The 14,502-nt window shown below is 68.4% G+C and carries 13 protein-coding genes, 1 tRNA gene and 1 pseudogene; 12 read left to right on the forward strand and 3 right to left on the reverse strand.

The annotated features are described in order from the left end of the window. Positions 1 to 193 precede the first annotated feature (193 nt). A tRNA-Val gene (locus ABTV10_RS10900) sits at positions 194 to 265 on the forward strand. Positions 266 to 345: 80 nt separating this feature from the next. Here ABTV10_RS10900 and ABTV10_RS10905 read toward each other — a convergent pair. Then, positions 346 to 1,083: an SIMPL domain-containing protein gene (locus tag ABTV10_RS10905; RefSeq protein ID WP_499034652.1), complete on the reverse strand. Its 738-nt coding sequence runs from the start codon at positions 1,081 to 1,083 to the stop codon at positions 346 to 348. Between the two features lie 174 nt (positions 1,084 to 1,257). On the opposite strand from ABTV10_RS10905, the gene ABTV10_RS10910 reads away from it, so the two are divergent. From ABTV10_RS10910 to ABTV10_RS10950, 9 genes are all read left to right on the forward strand, one after another. Next, positions 1,258 to 1,746 carry a TIGR02611 family protein gene (locus ABTV10_RS10910; RefSeq protein WP_499034654.1) on the forward strand — a complete coding sequence of 163 codons (489 nt, stop codon included), beginning with the start codon at positions 1,258 to 1,260 and terminating at the stop codon, positions 1,744 to 1,746. A 111-nt stretch (positions 1,747 to 1,857) separates the two neighbouring features. Continuing rightward, positions 1,858 to 3,909 (forward strand): threonine--tRNA ligase, encoded by a 2,052-nt coding sequence (gene thrS / locus ABTV10_RS10915; RefSeq protein WP_499034657.1) that lies wholly within the window; start codon positions 1,858 to 1,860, stop codon positions 3,907 to 3,909. Continuing rightward, positions 3,906 to 4,463: an ATP adenylyltransferase gene (locus ABTV10_RS10920; protein ID WP_499034658.1), complete on the forward strand. Its 558-nt coding sequence runs from the start codon at positions 3,906 to 3,908 to the stop codon at positions 4,461 to 4,463. Before thrS ends, ABTV10_RS10920 begins: the two co-directional genes overlap by 4 nt. 94 nt (positions 4,464 to 4,557) lie before the next feature. Beyond that, complete coding sequence (gene pgsA / locus ABTV10_RS10925; protein WP_499034659.1) at positions 4,558 to 5,241, forward strand: phosphatidylinositol phosphate synthase; 684 nt, start codon at positions 4,558 to 4,560, stop codon at positions 5,239 to 5,241. Beyond that, complete coding sequence (locus ABTV10_RS10930; protein ID WP_499034660.1) at positions 5,238 to 6,143, forward strand: phosphatidylinositol mannoside acyltransferase; 906 nt, start codon at positions 5,238 to 5,240, stop codon at positions 6,141 to 6,143. Before pgsA ends, ABTV10_RS10930 begins: the two co-directional genes overlap by 4 nt. Continuing rightward, complete coding sequence (locus ABTV10_RS10935; RefSeq protein WP_499034661.1) at positions 6,140 to 7,267, forward strand: glycosyltransferase family 4 protein; 1,128 nt, start codon at positions 6,140 to 6,142, stop codon at positions 7,265 to 7,267. Before ABTV10_RS10930 ends, ABTV10_RS10935 begins: the two co-directional genes overlap by 4 nt. Further along, the gene (locus ABTV10_RS10940) at positions 7,264 to 8,280 is read left to right on the forward strand and encodes an NUDIX hydrolase (protein ID WP_499034663.1); all 1,017 of its coding nucleotides are present in this window, start codon (positions 7,264 to 7,266) and stop codon (positions 8,278 to 8,280) included. Before ABTV10_RS10935 ends, ABTV10_RS10940 begins: the two co-directional genes overlap by 4 nt. A 149-nt stretch (positions 8,281 to 8,429) precedes the next feature. Continuing rightward, complete coding sequence (gene pdxS / locus ABTV10_RS10945; protein WP_433612565.1) at positions 8,430 to 9,332, forward strand: pyridoxal 5'-phosphate synthase lyase subunit PdxS; 903 nt, start codon at positions 8,430 to 8,432, stop codon at positions 9,330 to 9,332. A 127-nt stretch (positions 9,333 to 9,459) separates the two neighbouring features. Further along, positions 9,460 to 10,281: an acyl-CoA thioesterase gene (locus ABTV10_RS10950; RefSeq protein ID WP_499034665.1), complete on the forward strand. Its 822-nt coding sequence runs from the start codon at positions 9,460 to 9,462 to the stop codon at positions 10,279 to 10,281. 120 nt (positions 10,282 to 10,401) lie between these two features. On the opposite strand, the pseudogene ABTV10_RS10955 reads toward ABTV10_RS10950, so the two are convergent. Then, a pseudogene (locus tag ABTV10_RS10955) lies at positions 10,402 to 11,658 on the reverse strand (APC family permease); the annotation flags it as partial. Positions 11,659 to 11,832: 174 nt separating this feature from the next. Here ABTV10_RS10955 and pdxT point away from each other — a divergent pair. Continuing rightward, positions 11,833 to 12,438, forward strand: coding sequence for a pyridoxal 5'-phosphate synthase glutaminase subunit PdxT (gene pdxT / locus ABTV10_RS10960; RefSeq protein ID WP_499034667.1), 606 nt, complete (start codon positions 11,833 to 11,835; stop codon positions 12,436 to 12,438). A gap of 26 nt (positions 12,439 to 12,464) precedes the next feature. Here the strand turns inward: pdxT and ABTV10_RS10965 are convergent, their stop codons facing one another. Then, on the reverse strand, positions 12,465 to 13,445 hold the full coding sequence (locus ABTV10_RS10965; RefSeq protein WP_499034668.1) for an alpha/beta hydrolase: 981 nt from the start codon (positions 13,443 to 13,445) through the stop codon (positions 12,465 to 12,467). A 292-nt stretch (positions 13,446 to 13,737) separates the two neighbouring features. On the opposite strand from ABTV10_RS10965, the gene ABTV10_RS10970 reads away from it, so the two are divergent. Beyond that, on the forward strand, positions 13,738 to 14,490 hold the full coding sequence (locus ABTV10_RS10970) for a YebC/PmpR family DNA-binding transcriptional regulator (RefSeq protein ID WP_280763468.1): 753 nt from the start codon (positions 13,738 to 13,740) through the stop codon (positions 14,488 to 14,490). The last annotated feature ends 12 nt before the right edge of the window (positions 14,491 to 14,502 follow it).

Consider the following 14,502-nt stretch of genomic DNA (forward strand, 5'->3'; position numbering starts at 1 on the left):
GTTCGTGGCGGGCCGGCGCTGAGCCCGTGCGGTGAGGCTGCGTGGAGACGAGGGCGCGCCTGTCCATGCCCTGCGGGAGTGCAGTCGGGGCGTGTCCATCGCTCCGAAATGAATGACAACCAGGGGATTCGTGTTCGGCGCAAGTGCGTGTTAGTGTTTCGTCTCGTTCGACCGCGAGTGTTCAGCGCGGTTCGGTCCCGTGGCTCAGTGGAAGAGCGTCCCGTTCACACCGGGGAGGTCGCTGGTTCGATCCCAGCCGGGACCACGCAAGAAAGGCCCCGTCCGAGAAATCGGACGGGGCCTTTTCTGTTTACCCAGCGTCGTTTACCCAGCGGCGGCCGCTCCTCAGCCGATGTCGTACGTCACCGTGACGTTCACCGTCAGTTGCTGGCTGCCGGCCTCGATCGGTGTCGACGCGGCCGCCGCCTGGTCGAAGGCGACCGGCGAGCGCATCACCGGTGCCGACTGGTTCGGTGGCTCCTCGACGATCGATCGCACCGAGCCGAGTTCGACGCCGGCCGCGTCGGCGATCTGTTTCGCCTGACCCTGCGCCTGCTGCACGGCGCGGGCACGGGCCTGCGCGCGCAGTTCGCTGTCGTCGGAGATGGAGAAGGTGGTCTGCTCGACGCGGATCGCCTCGCCCGCCGCCGACGCCGCTGCATCGATCAGGGTGCCGGCGGCCCCGATGTCACGCAGGGTTGCGGTCACCCGGTTCGTCACCTGGTAGCCGGTGATCCGGCCGGTGCCGCCCTCGAGGGTCGGATAAACGGACAACCCGCTGGTCTGGATGTCGTCAGCCGGAATCCCCCTGCCCTTGAGCGTGTCGATCAGCGCCGAGGTCTTCTGGGCGTTCGATTCGAGTGCGGACTTCGCCTCCGCCGCCTGCGTCTCGACCCCCAGGGCGACGGTCAGAGTGTCGGGCGTCCCCGTCGCGGTGCCGGTGCCGCGGGTATTGATTCCGGTCGTGTCGCCGAGAACGGGTGCGTTGGAGGCGCCGGAACCGCATCCGGTGAGGAGCAGTGCGCACGTCGCGGTTGCCGCGAACACGGCGGACAGTCGTCTTCCTCTGCTGGTGGTGTGCATCCGATCACTATCGGGCAGGGGCGTTGCCCAGGTGTCGGAATCATCCGAACAGTTCCGTCCCGAGCGGCATCGCGGCAGGTCGCGCGTCCGGTTCAGGGATGGAGAACGCCGGTACTGTGGACATTGTCGGTGGCGGACCGACACGACACGTCGACTCGACAGCAGGTGCAGATTGTGAGTGACCGAAGGACGACCGGTCGCGCAGTCGACGCCGACGAGTCGCCGGCGACGGGCGCGGGCGGGTTCCATCCGATCGAGGCGCTCGAAGAAGTGGAGAACAAGTGGCGCCGTCGCCGCGCGCGGATCGCCGCCAACCCGTCCCTGAACATGGCCTATCGGATCGGTGTGGGTGTCGTCGGTGCGGTAGTCCTCGCGGTCGGCATCGTGACCGTGCCCTATCCCGGTCCCGGATGGTTGACCGTCTTCGCCGGTCTGGGGATCCTCGCGTCGGAGTTCGCGTGGGCGCACCGTCTCCTGCACTACGCGCGCGCCAGATACGACAGATTCATGGCGTGGTTCTCCCGGCAGTCCGGTGTCGTCAAAGGACTCGGAGTGTTGTTCACCTCCGTCGTGGTCGTGCTGACCCTCTGGATGCTGGGCACCTTCGGCCTGATCGGGACTTGGGTGGGACTCGAGCAGCCGTGGCTGGAGAGCCCCCTGTAGCTGCGCGCCGACCCGACCGGCGGGACGGCTCCACTGATGGCGACGCGGTGCCGATAACATGGGATCGCCCCTCATCCGGGGGCACACCCTCATACCTAGGAGCGCATCGCCGTGACCACGCCCGCATCCGTTACCCCAGCCGCACGCGTCCAAGTGCCCGCCGGGACTACTGCGGGCACGGCGGTCCGGGAGGCCGGGCTGCCGGGCAAGGGGCCCGACGCCATCGTCGTCGTCCGTGACGCGGAAGGCCAGCTTCGGGACCTGTCCTGGACCCCGGACGTCGACGCCGAGGTCGAGGCGGTTGCCGCGGACACCGAGGACGGGCGCAGCGTGATCCGGCACTCGGCCGCGCACGTCCTGGCGCAGGCCGTCCAGCAGGAGTTCCCCGAGGCCAAGCTCGGCATCGGCCCGCCGATCAAGGACGGCTTCTACTACGACTTCCAGGTGGACCGGCCGTTCACGCCGGAGGACCTGGCCAAGCTCGAGAAGCGCATGAAGAAGATCGTCAAGGACGCGCAGCGCTTCTCGCGCCGCGTCGTCGAGGATCTCGACGACGCCCGCACGGAGCTGGCGAACGAGCCCTTCAAGCTCGAGCTGATCGACGACAAGTCGGGCATCGACGATCCCGAGGTCATGGAGGTCGGCGGTGGTGAACTGACCATCTACGACAACCTCAATCCGCGCACCGGCGAGGTGATCTGGAAGGACCTGTGCCGCGGTCCGCACATCCCGACCACCAAGTACATCCCGGCATTCAAGATCACCCGCAGTTCGGCCGCCTACTGGCGTGGCGACCAGAGCCGCGAGGACCTGCAGCGCATCTACGGCACGGCGTGGGAGTCCACCGAGGCGCTCGACAAGCACCTCGAGCTGCTCGCCGAGGCCGAGCGCCGCGACCACCGCAAGCTCGGCGCCGAGCTGGATCTGTTCTCCTTCCCCGACGAACTCGGCTCGGGCCTTCCGGTGTTCCATCCCAAGGGCGGCATCATCCGCCAGGAGATGGAGAACTACTCGCGCAAGCGGCACGTCGAGGAGGGCTACGAGTTCGTCTACTCGCCGCACATCACCAAGGGTCATCTGTACGAGGTCTCCGGTCACCTCGACTGGTACAAGGACGGCATGTTCCCGGCGATGCACATCGACGAGGAGCTGAACGAGGACGGCACCGTCCGCAAGCCCGGCCAGGACTACTACCTCAAGCCGATGAACTGCCCGATGCACAACCTGGTGTTCGGGTCGCGTGGTCGTTCGTACCGTGAGCTGCCGCTGCGGCTGTTCGAGTTCGGTTCGGTGTACCGCTACGAGAAGTCCGGTGTCGTGCACGGCCTGACCCGTGTCCGCGGTATGACGCAGGACGACGCGCACATCTACTGCACCAAGGAGCAGATGCGCGACGAACTGACCACCACGCTGCAGTTCGTGCTGGGCCTGCTCAAGGACTACGGCCTCGACGACTTCTACCTCGAACTGTCGACCAAGAACCCCGACAAGTTCGTGGGCGACGACGCGCTGTGGGAGGAGGCGACCGCCACGCTCGCCGAGGTCGGTGCGGCGTCCGGTCTGAACCTGGTGCCGGATCCGGGCGGAGCCGCCTTCTACGGCCCCAAGATCTCGGTGCAGGTGCAGGACGCGCTGGGTCGGAGCTGGCAGATGTCGACGATCCAGCTCGACTTCAACCTGCCCGAGCGCTTCGACCTGGAGTTCACCGGCTCGGACGGCACCAAGCAGCGTCCGGTCATGATCCACCGCGCCCTGTTCGGTTCCATCGAGCGGTTCTTCGGCGTCCTGACCGAGCACTACGCGGGCGCGTTCCCGGCGTGGCTCGCGCCGGTTCAGGTGGTGGGCATCCCGGTCGCGGAGGCGCACGAGGACCACCTGTTCGATGTCGTCAAGCAGCTCAAGGCGATCGGTGTGCGTGCCGAGGTCGACGCCAGCGACGACCGGATGCAGAAGAAGATCCGCACCCACACCACGCAGAAGGTTCCGTTCATGCTGCTCGCGGGTGAGCGGGACGTCGAGGCCGGCGCGGTGAGCTTCCGGTTCCGCGACGGCACGCAGGTCAACGGCGTGCCCGTGAAGGACGCCGTGGAGGCGATCGGCGCGTGGATCGCGAGGCGCGACAACTCCTCGCCCACGGCCGAACTGCTCGGCGGTGCCCAGTGACCGACCAGGCGAACGGCAACACCGAACACGGCCTCGTCGACACCGGCCCGGGTGACCCGGATCGGCTCCAGCGGTTGTGGTCTCCGCACCGGATGTCGTACATCGCCGAGGCGCCGAAGACCTCGAGCTCGAGCGAGGGCCCGTTCAGCGAGATCCCGAAGATGAGCGACGAGGAGGGGCTGATCGTCGCGCGCGGCGAGTCGGTGTACGCGGTGCTGAACCTGTACCCGTACAACCCCGGTCATCTCATGGTGGTGCCGTATCGCCGGGTCGCGGCGCTCGAGGACCTGACGCCGGCGGAGAGCGCCGAGCTGATGGCCTTCACGCAGCAGGCGATCCGCGTGATCAAGCGGGTCTCCCGCCCGGACGGGTTCAACGTCGGCCTCAACCTCGGTGCGGCCGCCGGCGGGTCGCTGGCCGAGCACCTGCACCAGCACATCGTTCCGCGCTGGGGCGGTGACGCGAACTTCATCACCATCCTCGGGGGAGCGAAGGTGATGCCGCAGCTGCTCCGGGAGACGCGGGCACTGCTTGCGGGGGCCTGGAACGAGTGATTCACCGACGTCGTCGGGGGCGCAGCATGGCAGGATCGGATTCCGGGTCCGCAAGGACCCGGTACCACGACCGGACGCGGGAGGGGGGAGCGGGATGCTGAGTTTCTTCGGACGAGCCTCGGTGTCCAAGGTGACGGCCCCGATGGGCCGCGCCTTGGTGAAGACGGGGCTCACGCCGGACGCGGTCACGGTGATCGGCACGGTTGCGAGCATCGCAGGCGCGTTGACGCTCTTCCCGTCCGGACATCTGTTCTGGGGAACCATGCTGATCTGGTTCTTCGTCATGTTCGACATGCTCGACGGCGCCATGGCGCGTGCGCGTGGGGGCGGCACGCGGTACGGTGCCGTGCTCGACGCCACGTGCGACCGGCTGGCCGACGGCGCCATCTTCGCGGGGCTCGCGTGGTGGGCCGTCTATCACGAGAACAGCAAGAACCTGCTGATCGCGACACTGATCTGTCTCGTGACCTCGCAGGTGATCTCGTATGCGAAGGCTCGTGCGGAAGCCAGTGGCCTGTCCGCCGACGGTGGCCTGATCGAGCGCCCCGATCGGCTGATCATCGTTCTGGTCGGTGCCGGATTGACCGGCATCGCAGGACATTTCGACATCGGTTGGCTGTACTGGTCCGTGTACGTCGCGATGTGGATCCTCGCCGTCGCGAGCATTATCACGGTGTTCCAGCGGGTCCTGGCGGTACGCAACTCGGCCGGTGCCCGTGACCTGTTGCCGATCGCGCCGCGCGCCGCGGAGAACCACGGTGCGGGGGAGGCGTCGTGAACATCTCGGAGAGGGTGACCGACCTCGGGTATGCGACGGGATGGCGTGTCGTCCGGGCACTTCCGGAACGGCTGGCGACCGCGGTCTTCGACGCCGGCGCCGACTTCGCCGCCCGTCGCGGTGGCGGGCCGCAGCAGTTGCGCCGCAACCTCGCTCGCGTCCTCGGCGTCCCGCCGGAGCAGGTCCCGGACGAGCTGATTCGCGACTCGCTGCGTTCGTACGCCCGGTACTGGCGCGAGGCGTTCCGTTTGCCGTCGATGGACCTGGCGGAGACCAAGGCGAAGGTCGACCGCACGGTCGTCGGAACCGAACACCTCGACAAGGCGATGGCCGACGGCAAGGGCGCGATCCTGGCGTTGCCGCACAGCGGGAACTGGGACATGGCCGGCGTGTGGTGTGCGCAGACGTGGGGCGGTCTGTCCACCGTGGCCGAGCGCCTGAAGCCCGAGTCGCTGTACCGCCGGTTCGTCGCCTACCGGGAGAGCCTCGGGTTCGAGATCTTCCCGCTCAGCGGCGGCGAGCAGCCTCCGTTCGGGGAACTCGCGAAGCGCCTGCGCGAGAACAAGGTCGTGTGCCTGCTCGGCGAGCGCGACCTGGCGGCCAAGGGCGTGCCGGTCACGTTCTTCGGCGAACCGACCCGGATGCCGGCGGGTCCGGCGAAGCTCGCGATCGAGACCGGTGCGGCGCTGCTGCCCGTGCACTGCTGGTTCACCGACGGCGGGTGGGGATTCTCGATTTCCGCGCCGATCGACGTCTCGGTGGGTGTGGGCGGCGCCACCCAAGCGTTGGCCGACTGTTTCGCGGCCGACATCGCCGCTCACCCGGCGGACTGGCACATGCTGCAGCCGCTGTGGCTCGACGACCTGTCCGAGGCCCGTCGTGCACGTATGGAGTCGCGATGAAGATCGGCATGGTCTGCCCGTACTCCTTCGACGTGCCGGGCGGCGTGCAGGCGCACGTGGTCGAGCTGGCCGAGGTGTTCATCGAGCGCGGTCACAAGGTCAGCGTTCTCGCACCGGCGTCGGACGGCACCGAGCTGCCGGAGTTCGTGGTGTCGGCCGGGCGCGCCGTCGCCATTCCCTACAACGGTTCGGTGGCGCGGCTGACGTTCGGCCCGGTGTCGTACGCCCGGACTCGGCGTTGGATCGCCGAGAACGACTTCGATGTCCTGCACATCCACGAGCCCAACGCGCCGAGCCTGTCGATGCTCGCGATGAAGATCGCCGAGGGCCCGATCGTCGCGACGTTCCACACGTCCACGACGAAGTCGTTGGTGCTCAGCACGTTTCAGGGTGTGCTCCAGCCCTACCTGGAGAAGATCAGCGGACGGATCGCGGTATCCGAGCTCGCGCGGCGCTGGCAGGTCGAGTCGCTGGGCTCGGACGCGGTCGAGATCCCCAACGGCGTCGACGTGCCGGCGTTCGCGACGGCCGAGCCGCTGCCCGGATACCCGCGCGCGGGCAAGACCGTGCTGTTCCTCGGACGCTACGACGAGCCGCGCAAGGGCATGGCGGTGCTGCTCGGCGCCCTCCCGGCGCTGGTGGAGAAGTACCCGGACCTCGAGGTCCTGGTCGTGGGCCGCGGCGACGAGGACAAGCTGCTCAAGGAGGCGGGCCGCCACGCCCGACATCTGCGGCTGCTCGGACAGGTGAGCGACGAGGAGAAGGCGTCGGCCCTGCGCAGCGTCGACGTGTACTGCGCGCCCAACCTGGGCGGTGAGAGCTTCGGGATCGTGCTCGTCGAGGCGATGGCGGCGGGTGCGCCGGTCGTGGCCAGCGAGCTGGACGCCTTCCGTCGGGTGCTGCGTGACGGCACCGCGGGGCTGCTCGTCCCCATCGGTGACTCGGCGGCCCTCGCGGAGGCGATCGACACGGTGCTCGGGGACGAGGACCGGCGCCGGGCGCTGACCGACGTGGCCAGCGCCGTGGTGGCCGAGTACGACTGGCCGGTCGTCGCCGAGCAGATTCTGCGGGTGTACGAGACGGTCACGGTCGGCTCCGCGGGTGTGCGCGAGGTGCGTTCGTGACCTTCTCCGCGATGACGATTCTGATCGTCGCGTTGGTCGCGGCGGTGATCGCCACGATCGGCGCATGGGCCTACGGCACCGCGAACCGACTCGATCGACTGCACGTGCGCTCGGACCTGTCGTGGCAGGCCCTCGACGCGGCCCTCGCTCGGCGTGCGGTGGTCGTCCGGGCGATCGCGGCAGCGATGGCGTCCGCCTCGCTGGAGGGCAAGCGTCTGTCGGTTCTGGCCGGTCAGGCCGAGCGGGCCGACCGCGCGCATCGGGAGACGGCGGAGAACGCGCTGTCGGGTGCGTTGACAACGCTCGACACCCACACGCTCCCACCGCAATTGGTGGCCGAACTGGCCGACGCCGAGGCTCGGGTGCTGATCGCTCGCCGCTTCCACAACGACGCCGTGCGCGACACCCTGGCCCTGCGCACCCGACGCCCGGTCCGGTGGTTCCACCTGGGCGGTACCGCGCCCCTGCCGACGTACTTCGAGATCGCGGAGCGGACGGAGCCGTCGGGGCTGCACCTCGACGAGGTCCGGACGTCGGCGCGGGTCGTGATGCTCGACGAGCGCGGCCGCGTCCTGCTGATGCGGGGGCACGACCCGGCGACGCCCGAGACGACGTTCTGGTTCACCATCGGCGGCGGCGTGGAGACGGGGGAGACGCTCCGGGCCGCGGCGGTGCGCGAGGTGCGGGAGGAGACGGGGAGGACGGTGTCGCCGGATGCGCTGCGCGGTCCGCTGTGGCGCCGGGTGGCGATCTTCCCGTTCGCCGGCGAGCTGATCCGGTCGGAGGAGTTGTTCTTCGCGCTCCGGACCGACGAGTTCGTCCCGCACGGCGGCGGTTTCACCGAACTCGAACAGCACATCATCACCGAGCACCGCTGGTGCACCGCGTCGGACATCCGCGCCATCCAGCAGACCGGGGAAGCCGTCTACCCGCAGGATCTGCCGGATCTGCTCGGCGAGGCGAACCTGGCGGTGGTGCGGGTCGACGAGCCCGAGGTCCGGGCGATCCGCTGATATGACGGTTGCCACAGCAGGCCAGCTATCGGGCACTGGCTATCGGGCCTGGTGCGGTGTGGTCCTAGAATTGCCCATGCGCTGCGGTGCCGTCAGGCCCGTATGTGCCAGATAGTCATCCGAAGCCGGCGAGAACCCAGGAGTTTGCTGTGAGCACCCCCGACACCACCCCCACTACCGGCACTGCACGCGTGAAGCGGGGCATGGCCGAGATGCTCAAGGGCGGCGTCATCATGGACGTGGTCACCCCCGAGCAGGCGAAGATCGCCGAGGACGCCGGCGCCGTCGCGGTCATGGCCCTCGAGCGTGTGCCCGCCGACATCCGCGCCCAGGGCGGCGTCTCGCGCATGTCCGACCCCGACATGATCGACGGCATCATCGAGGCCGTCTCGATTCCGGTCATGGCCAAGGCCCGTATCGGTCACTTCGTCGAGGCACAGATCCTGCAGTCGCTGGGTGTGGACTACATCGACGAGTCCGAGGTCCTCACCCCCGCCGACTACGAGAACCACATCGACAAGTTCGCGTTCACCGTCCCGTTCGTGTGTGGCGCCACCAACCTCGGTGAGGCGCTGCGCCGCATCAACGAGGGCGCCGCGATGATCCGCTCCAAGGGCGAGGCCGGCACCGGTGACGTCTCCAACGCCACCACCCACATGCGCAAGATCCGCCAGGAGATCCGCCGCCTGACGTCGCTGCCTGAGGACGAGCTGTACGTCGCGGCCAAGGAACTGCAGGCCCCCTACGACCTGGTCGTCGAGGTCGCGAAGGCCGGCAAGCTTCCCGTCACCCTGTTCACCGCTGGTGGCATCGCGACCCCCGCAGACGCGGCGATGATGATGCAGCTCGGCGCCGAGGGCGTGTTCGTCGGCTCGGGCATCTTCAAGTCCGGCAACCCCGCCGAGCGCGCGGCCGCGATCGTCAAGGCCACCACCTTCCACGACGACCCCGACGTCCTCGCGAAGGTCTCCCGCGGTCTGGGCGAGGCCATGGTCGGCATCAACGTCGACGACATCCCGCAGCCGCACCGCCTCGCCGAGCGCGGCTGGTGACCTTCAACCGGTAGATCCCGCAGGATCTCTGGACACGACGAACGCGGTGAGGACCCGACCGGGACCTCACCGCGTTCGTGTTTCTGCGTTGCTAGCCTGGGCGGGCGTCCCTGGAAGGAGACCCGACATGGCGAAGATCGAACAGATCTTGGAACTCGAGCGGCTCGAGAAGGACATCTTCCGGGGGATCGCCACCGAGACGATGCTGCCGCGCACCTTCGGTGGTCAGGTCGCCGGTCAGGCGCTGGTGTCGGCGGTGCGCACCGTCGACGAGCACTTTCAGGTCCATTCGCTGCACGGGTACTTCCTGCGTCCCGGCAACCCCGTCATGCCGATCGTCTACCTCGTCGACCGGATCCGCGACGGCCGGTCGTTCACCACGCGCCGGGTGACCGCCGTGCAGGACGGGCAGGCGATCTTCACGATGTCGGCGTCGTTCCACGTCCTCGACGAGGGCATCGAGCACGAGGACGTGATGCCGCCGGTGCCCGCTCCCGAGGAGTTGCCGGACGCGTCGACGCTCCGGTCCGAGGAGATGTCGTGGGAGTTCCGCGAGTGGGCCGACTGGGATCTGCGGTACGTGCCGGCCGAGCGGATCGAGCGCCGACCCGGTGTCCCGGTCCAGCAGCAGGTCTGGTTCCGGTCTCGTGAGGCGCTACCGGACGATCCGGTGTTCCACATCTGCACGCTCGCCTACATGAGCGATATGACGCTGTTGGCGTCGGCCAGCACGATCCACCCCGACACCCCGATCCAGAGCGCGTCACTCGATCACGCGCTGTGGTTCATGCGGCCCTTCCGTGCCGACGACTGGCTGCTCTACGACCAGACGTCGCCGTCGGCGGGGTTCGGCCGGGCGCTCACCCAGGGTCGGATCTTCGATCGCAGCGGCAATCTCGTTGCGGCCGTGGTGCAGGAGGGCCTGACGAGGCTGCTGCGCGCCGACTGATCGCGGCGCCGGACCGGTATAGGTGCGGTGGACGCACTCCATCGCGAGCACCAGCGTGGGCAGGGCGAGCGCGATCAGCCACGCACCTTCGGCGAACTTCATCGCGGTGGTGACCACCGCGGCGATCCCGGTGAGCGCTGCTCCGCAGCCGTTGAGGGTGGCTCGCCACTTCCAACCGGGGGAGTGCACCGAGCGCCAGTGCCGGACGAGGCCGGCCTGCGCGAGGGTGAACCCCACGAACACGCCGATGGCGAACAGCGGAACCAGCGCGTTCATGCTGCCGTTCGATCCCACGAGCAGCGCCGCCGCGGTGCCGGCGAGGCAGAGGACGCCGAAGCGGTACACCTCGCGGCCGGTTCGCGCCGCGAACCGGTGGGGCAGGCAATCGTCGTCGGCGAGCAGTCGTAGCAGCGTCGGGAGACCACCGAACGACGTGTTCGCGGCGAGCGCGAGCAGCACCACGGTCGCGCCCTGGACCAGGTAGTAGTCGGCACCGCCGCCGAGGGCCGCCTCGGTGACCTGGGACAGCACGGTGGTGCCTTCGATCGGATGGACCTCGAACTTCTCGATCAGGACGGCGAGTCCCAGGAGCATGGTCCCGAGCAGCACGCCGAGCGCGACCTCGGTCCGCTGCGCCGTCCGGACGCGTGGGCGGCGGAAGCTCGGCACGGCGTTCGCGATGGCCTCCACACCGGTCAGTGCGGCGCAGCCGCTCGAGAACGCCTTGAGCACCAGCAGGGCACCGACCGTCGTGACGTTGGTGGCGATCGCCTCGCCCTGCGCGACGGTGGCGGGTTCGGACCGGATCAACCCGGCGACGATGACAACGAGGATGCTGACGATGAAGGCGGCCGTGGGAAGCATGAACGTGCGTGCACTGTAGGCGATTCCGAGCAGATTGAGGCCGGTGACGACGGCGAGGACCAGCAGGCAGATCCACAGCGTCCAGGGGAGGAGGGCCGGGATCGCCGACGTGAGCGCGGCGACGCCGGCGGCGATCGAGACGGCGACGTTGAGGACGTAGTCGAGCACCAGTGACGCGGCGGCGGTGAGCCCCGCGCGGCGGCCGAGGTGCGTCTTCGCGACCGCGTACGCGCCGCCGCCGTCGGGATACGCGGCGATCACCTGGCGGTACGACGCCACCAGGACCGCGAGCAGCACCGCGATCGCCAGGGTCACCGGCAGGGTCATGCCCAGTCCGGTGCCGCCCGCCGCGGCGAGAACCAGAACGACCGCCTCGGGACCGTATGCGACCGATGCGAGAGCGTCGAGGGACAGGCCTGCGAGCCCGGTAGCGACGGTGAGCTTGTTGCGGTCGGCGCGGTTGCTCGGTTGTCGGGCCGTCCCATCGCCCGTGGGGACACGTGTAGCGATCACATCGCCGATTGTGGGAGTCGCGCCCAGTGTCGTCGGGTTCCGTTGACGCGGGCTTGACGCTGGCCGCGTGGTTCCTGACGCAGTTCGGTCGGCCCGGCCGCTCGATTGCCCGGGAACCGGGGACTGATAGCGTTTCTGGGGTCAACAGCGTCGAACAGTGCAGGACTTTCACTCGTGGCAAATCAACCGACGATCGGCGTGCTCGCGTTGCAGGGCGACGTTCGCGAGCACCTCGCGGCACTCGAATCCTGTGGGGCGCGCGGCATCGGCGTCCGAAGGCTCTCGGAACTCGAATCCGTGGACGGACTGATCATTCCGGGTGGCGAGTCGACGACGATGAGCCGACTGCTGACCGTGTTCGAACTGCTCGAGCCGGTGCGCGCCCGGCTGAAGGCCGGTATGCCCGCGTACGGTTCGTGCGCCGGCATGATCCTGCTCGCGAGCGAGGTCCTCGACACGCGGCCCGACGCCGAGCACCTCAACGGGCTCGACATGACGGTGCGGCGCAACGCCTTCGGGCGTCAGGTCGACTCGTTCGAGGCGGATCTCGACTTCGCCGGCATCGACGGCGATCCGGTGCGCGCGGTGTTCATCCGCGCGCCGTGGGTCGAGCGTGTGGGCCCGGGTGTCGATGTGCTCGCGCGGGTGCCGGAAGGCCCCGCCGCCGACCACATCGTGGCCGTGCGGCAGGGCTCGGTCCTGGCCACCTCGTTCCATCCTGAGGTCACTGGCGACCGCCGCGTGCACGGGCTGTTCGTGGACATGGTGCGGGGGAACTGACCCCCGCACCCGTCACCGTCCGACGATCACCAGGCGTTCATCGTGTCGAGGATCTGCGGGCGTGACTTCCACAGCTCCTCGGACCAGTACGCCCACGAGTGGGTTCCGGCGCTGGTGAAGTCGAACGTCGCCGGGATCCCGAGGGAGTTCAGCCGCAGCTGGAACGCCCGCGTGTTCGCCAGCGCCAGCGCCTCGAGGCCCATGGCGTTGGAGGTGTTGAACGAGCCGACCGAGCCGACAGGCCGGTCGAACTCGCCGACCAGACCGTTGCCCGACGAGATGTACATCGACAGTCCGCGAAGCTGCGGGGCGAACACGAACGGGTCGTTACGCAGCCACGCCGGGCTCCAGGGCGGGCCCCACATCGAGTCGACGTTGTAGCCGCCCGCGTCGAGCATCGCGATCCGGATGCCTTCACGCATGCCGGGTGCGGAGATGTTCAGGTAGCCGGAGAACGAACCGGCGTACTTGAACTGGTCCCGGTGGTACGCGGCGAGCGTCAGTGCGGCCGATCCGCCCATCGACAGACCGGTGATCGCGTTGTTGGACCGCGAGACGCCGCGGGTCGCCAGGTAGGCGGGCAGGTCCTGCGTCAGGAACGTCTCCCACTTGTAGGTGACCTTCTGCCCGTTGAAGTTGCTGGGCGCGTACCAGTCCGAGTAGAAGCTGGACTGGCCGCCGACCGGCATCACCAGGGTGATGTTGTCGTCGCGGAACTGGTCGAGCGCATTCGTCTCGAACGACCACGCGTTGCGGTCGTCCCGTGCGCGGAGGCCGTCGAGCAGGTACAGCGCGGCGTTGCCGCCGCGCGCCGCCCACTGGATCTGGACCTTGATCGGACCCATCGACGAATTGACGAACACTTCCTCGTAGCCGCCGGACGGTGCTGCCGACGCGGTCGAGGTCCCGGCGACCACAGCGAAGGCGGGAAGCACGAGTAGCGCTGCCGTCATGCCGATCAGGCGTTGCCTGAGCCGTCTCGTGAATCCCGGTCTGTGAATGCGCATTCGTTCGCCCTTCCCCCAACGGTCGGTATCTGTTCGTCCGCGCCCCCGCGCGAGACACCGTCCCCGTCGTTGTGGATGTCCATGTCATGGATGTCTCTGGAAGGGTCCATTGGAATGGACCGAGTGTCCTGGGATCGCAGCAACTTCAACCGGATCGTGACCTTCCGGGGGAGGCGGTGTATCCGGGGTGCAGAGGTATGCAGGTAGCATCGAACATCCGACAAGTGTGCAGTCGTTTGCCGTGGGATTTGTCGTATCTGCCACGGCGCACTGCAGGAAGGGGCTCCCACGAATGAGCGGCCACTCCAAATGGGCCACCACCAAGCACAAGAAGGCCGTGATCGACGCCAAGCGCGGCAAGATGTTCGCGAAGCTGATCAAGAACATCGAGGTGGCGGCTCGTACGGGTGGCGGCGATCCGGCTGGTAACCCCACCCTCTTCGACGCCATCCAGAAGGCCAAGAAGAGCTCGGTCCCCAACGACAACATCGAGCGGGCCCGCAAGCGCGGCGGCGGCGAGGAAGCCGGCGGCGCCGACTGGCAGACCATCATGTACGAGGGCTACGGCCCCAACGGGGTCGCCGTGCTCATCGAGTGCCTCACCGACAACCGCAACCGTGCGGCCGGTGAGGTCCGCACCGCGATGACCCGCAACGGCGGCAACATGGCCGACCCCGGTTCGGTCTCGTACCTGTTCACCCGCAAGGGTGTCGTGGTGCTCGAGAAGAACGGACGCACCGAGGACGACCTGCTCGAGATCGTGCTCGAGGCCGGCGCCGAGGAGATCAACGACCTCGGTGATTCCTTCGAGATCGTGTGCGAGGCCGGCGACCTGATCCCCGTGCGCACCGCGCTCGTCGACGCCGGTGTCGACTACGAGTCGGCCGACCCCGACTTCCGCGCCTCCGTCGAGGTGCCGGTCGACGCCGACGGCGCGCGAAAGGTCTTCAAGCTCGTCGACGCGCTCGAGGACTCCGACGACGTCCAGAACGTCTACACCAACGTGGACGTGTCGGACGAGGTGCTCGCCGAACTCGACGCGTAGTCGAACACGAAC

Source organism: Paraburkholderia sp. RHO2 (assembly GCF_050955445.1).
GTDB classification, from domain to species: domain Bacteria; phylum Actinomycetota; class Actinomycetes; order Mycobacteriales; family Mycobacteriaceae; genus Prescottella; species Prescottella agglutinans_A.

Excerpts from the sequence above, each read along its gene's own strand:
- ABTV10_RS10905 (WP_499034652.1), bottom strand. The coding sequence starts at position 1,083 with ATGCACACCACCAGCAGAGGAAGACGACTGTCCGCCGTGTTCGCGGCA.
- pgsA (WP_499034659.1), top strand. The coding sequence starts at position 4,558 with ATGCTGAGTTTCTTCGGACGAGCCTCGGTGTCCAAGGTGACGGCCCCG.
- ABTV10_RS10935 (WP_499034661.1), top strand. The coding sequence starts at position 6,140 with ATGAAGATCGGCATGGTCTGCCCGTACTCCTTCGACGTGCCGGGCGGC.
- ABTV10_RS10950 (WP_499034665.1), top strand. The coding sequence starts at position 9,460 with ATGGCGAAGATCGAACAGATCTTGGAACTCGAGCGGCTCGAGAAGGAC.
- ABTV10_RS10965 (WP_499034668.1), bottom strand. The coding sequence starts at position 13,445 with ATGCGCATTCACAGACCGGGATTCACGAGACGGCTCAGGCAACGCCTG.
- ABTV10_RS10970 (WP_280763468.1), top strand. The coding sequence starts at position 13,738 with ATGAGCGGCCACTCCAAATGGGCCACCACCAAGCACAAGAAGGCCGTG.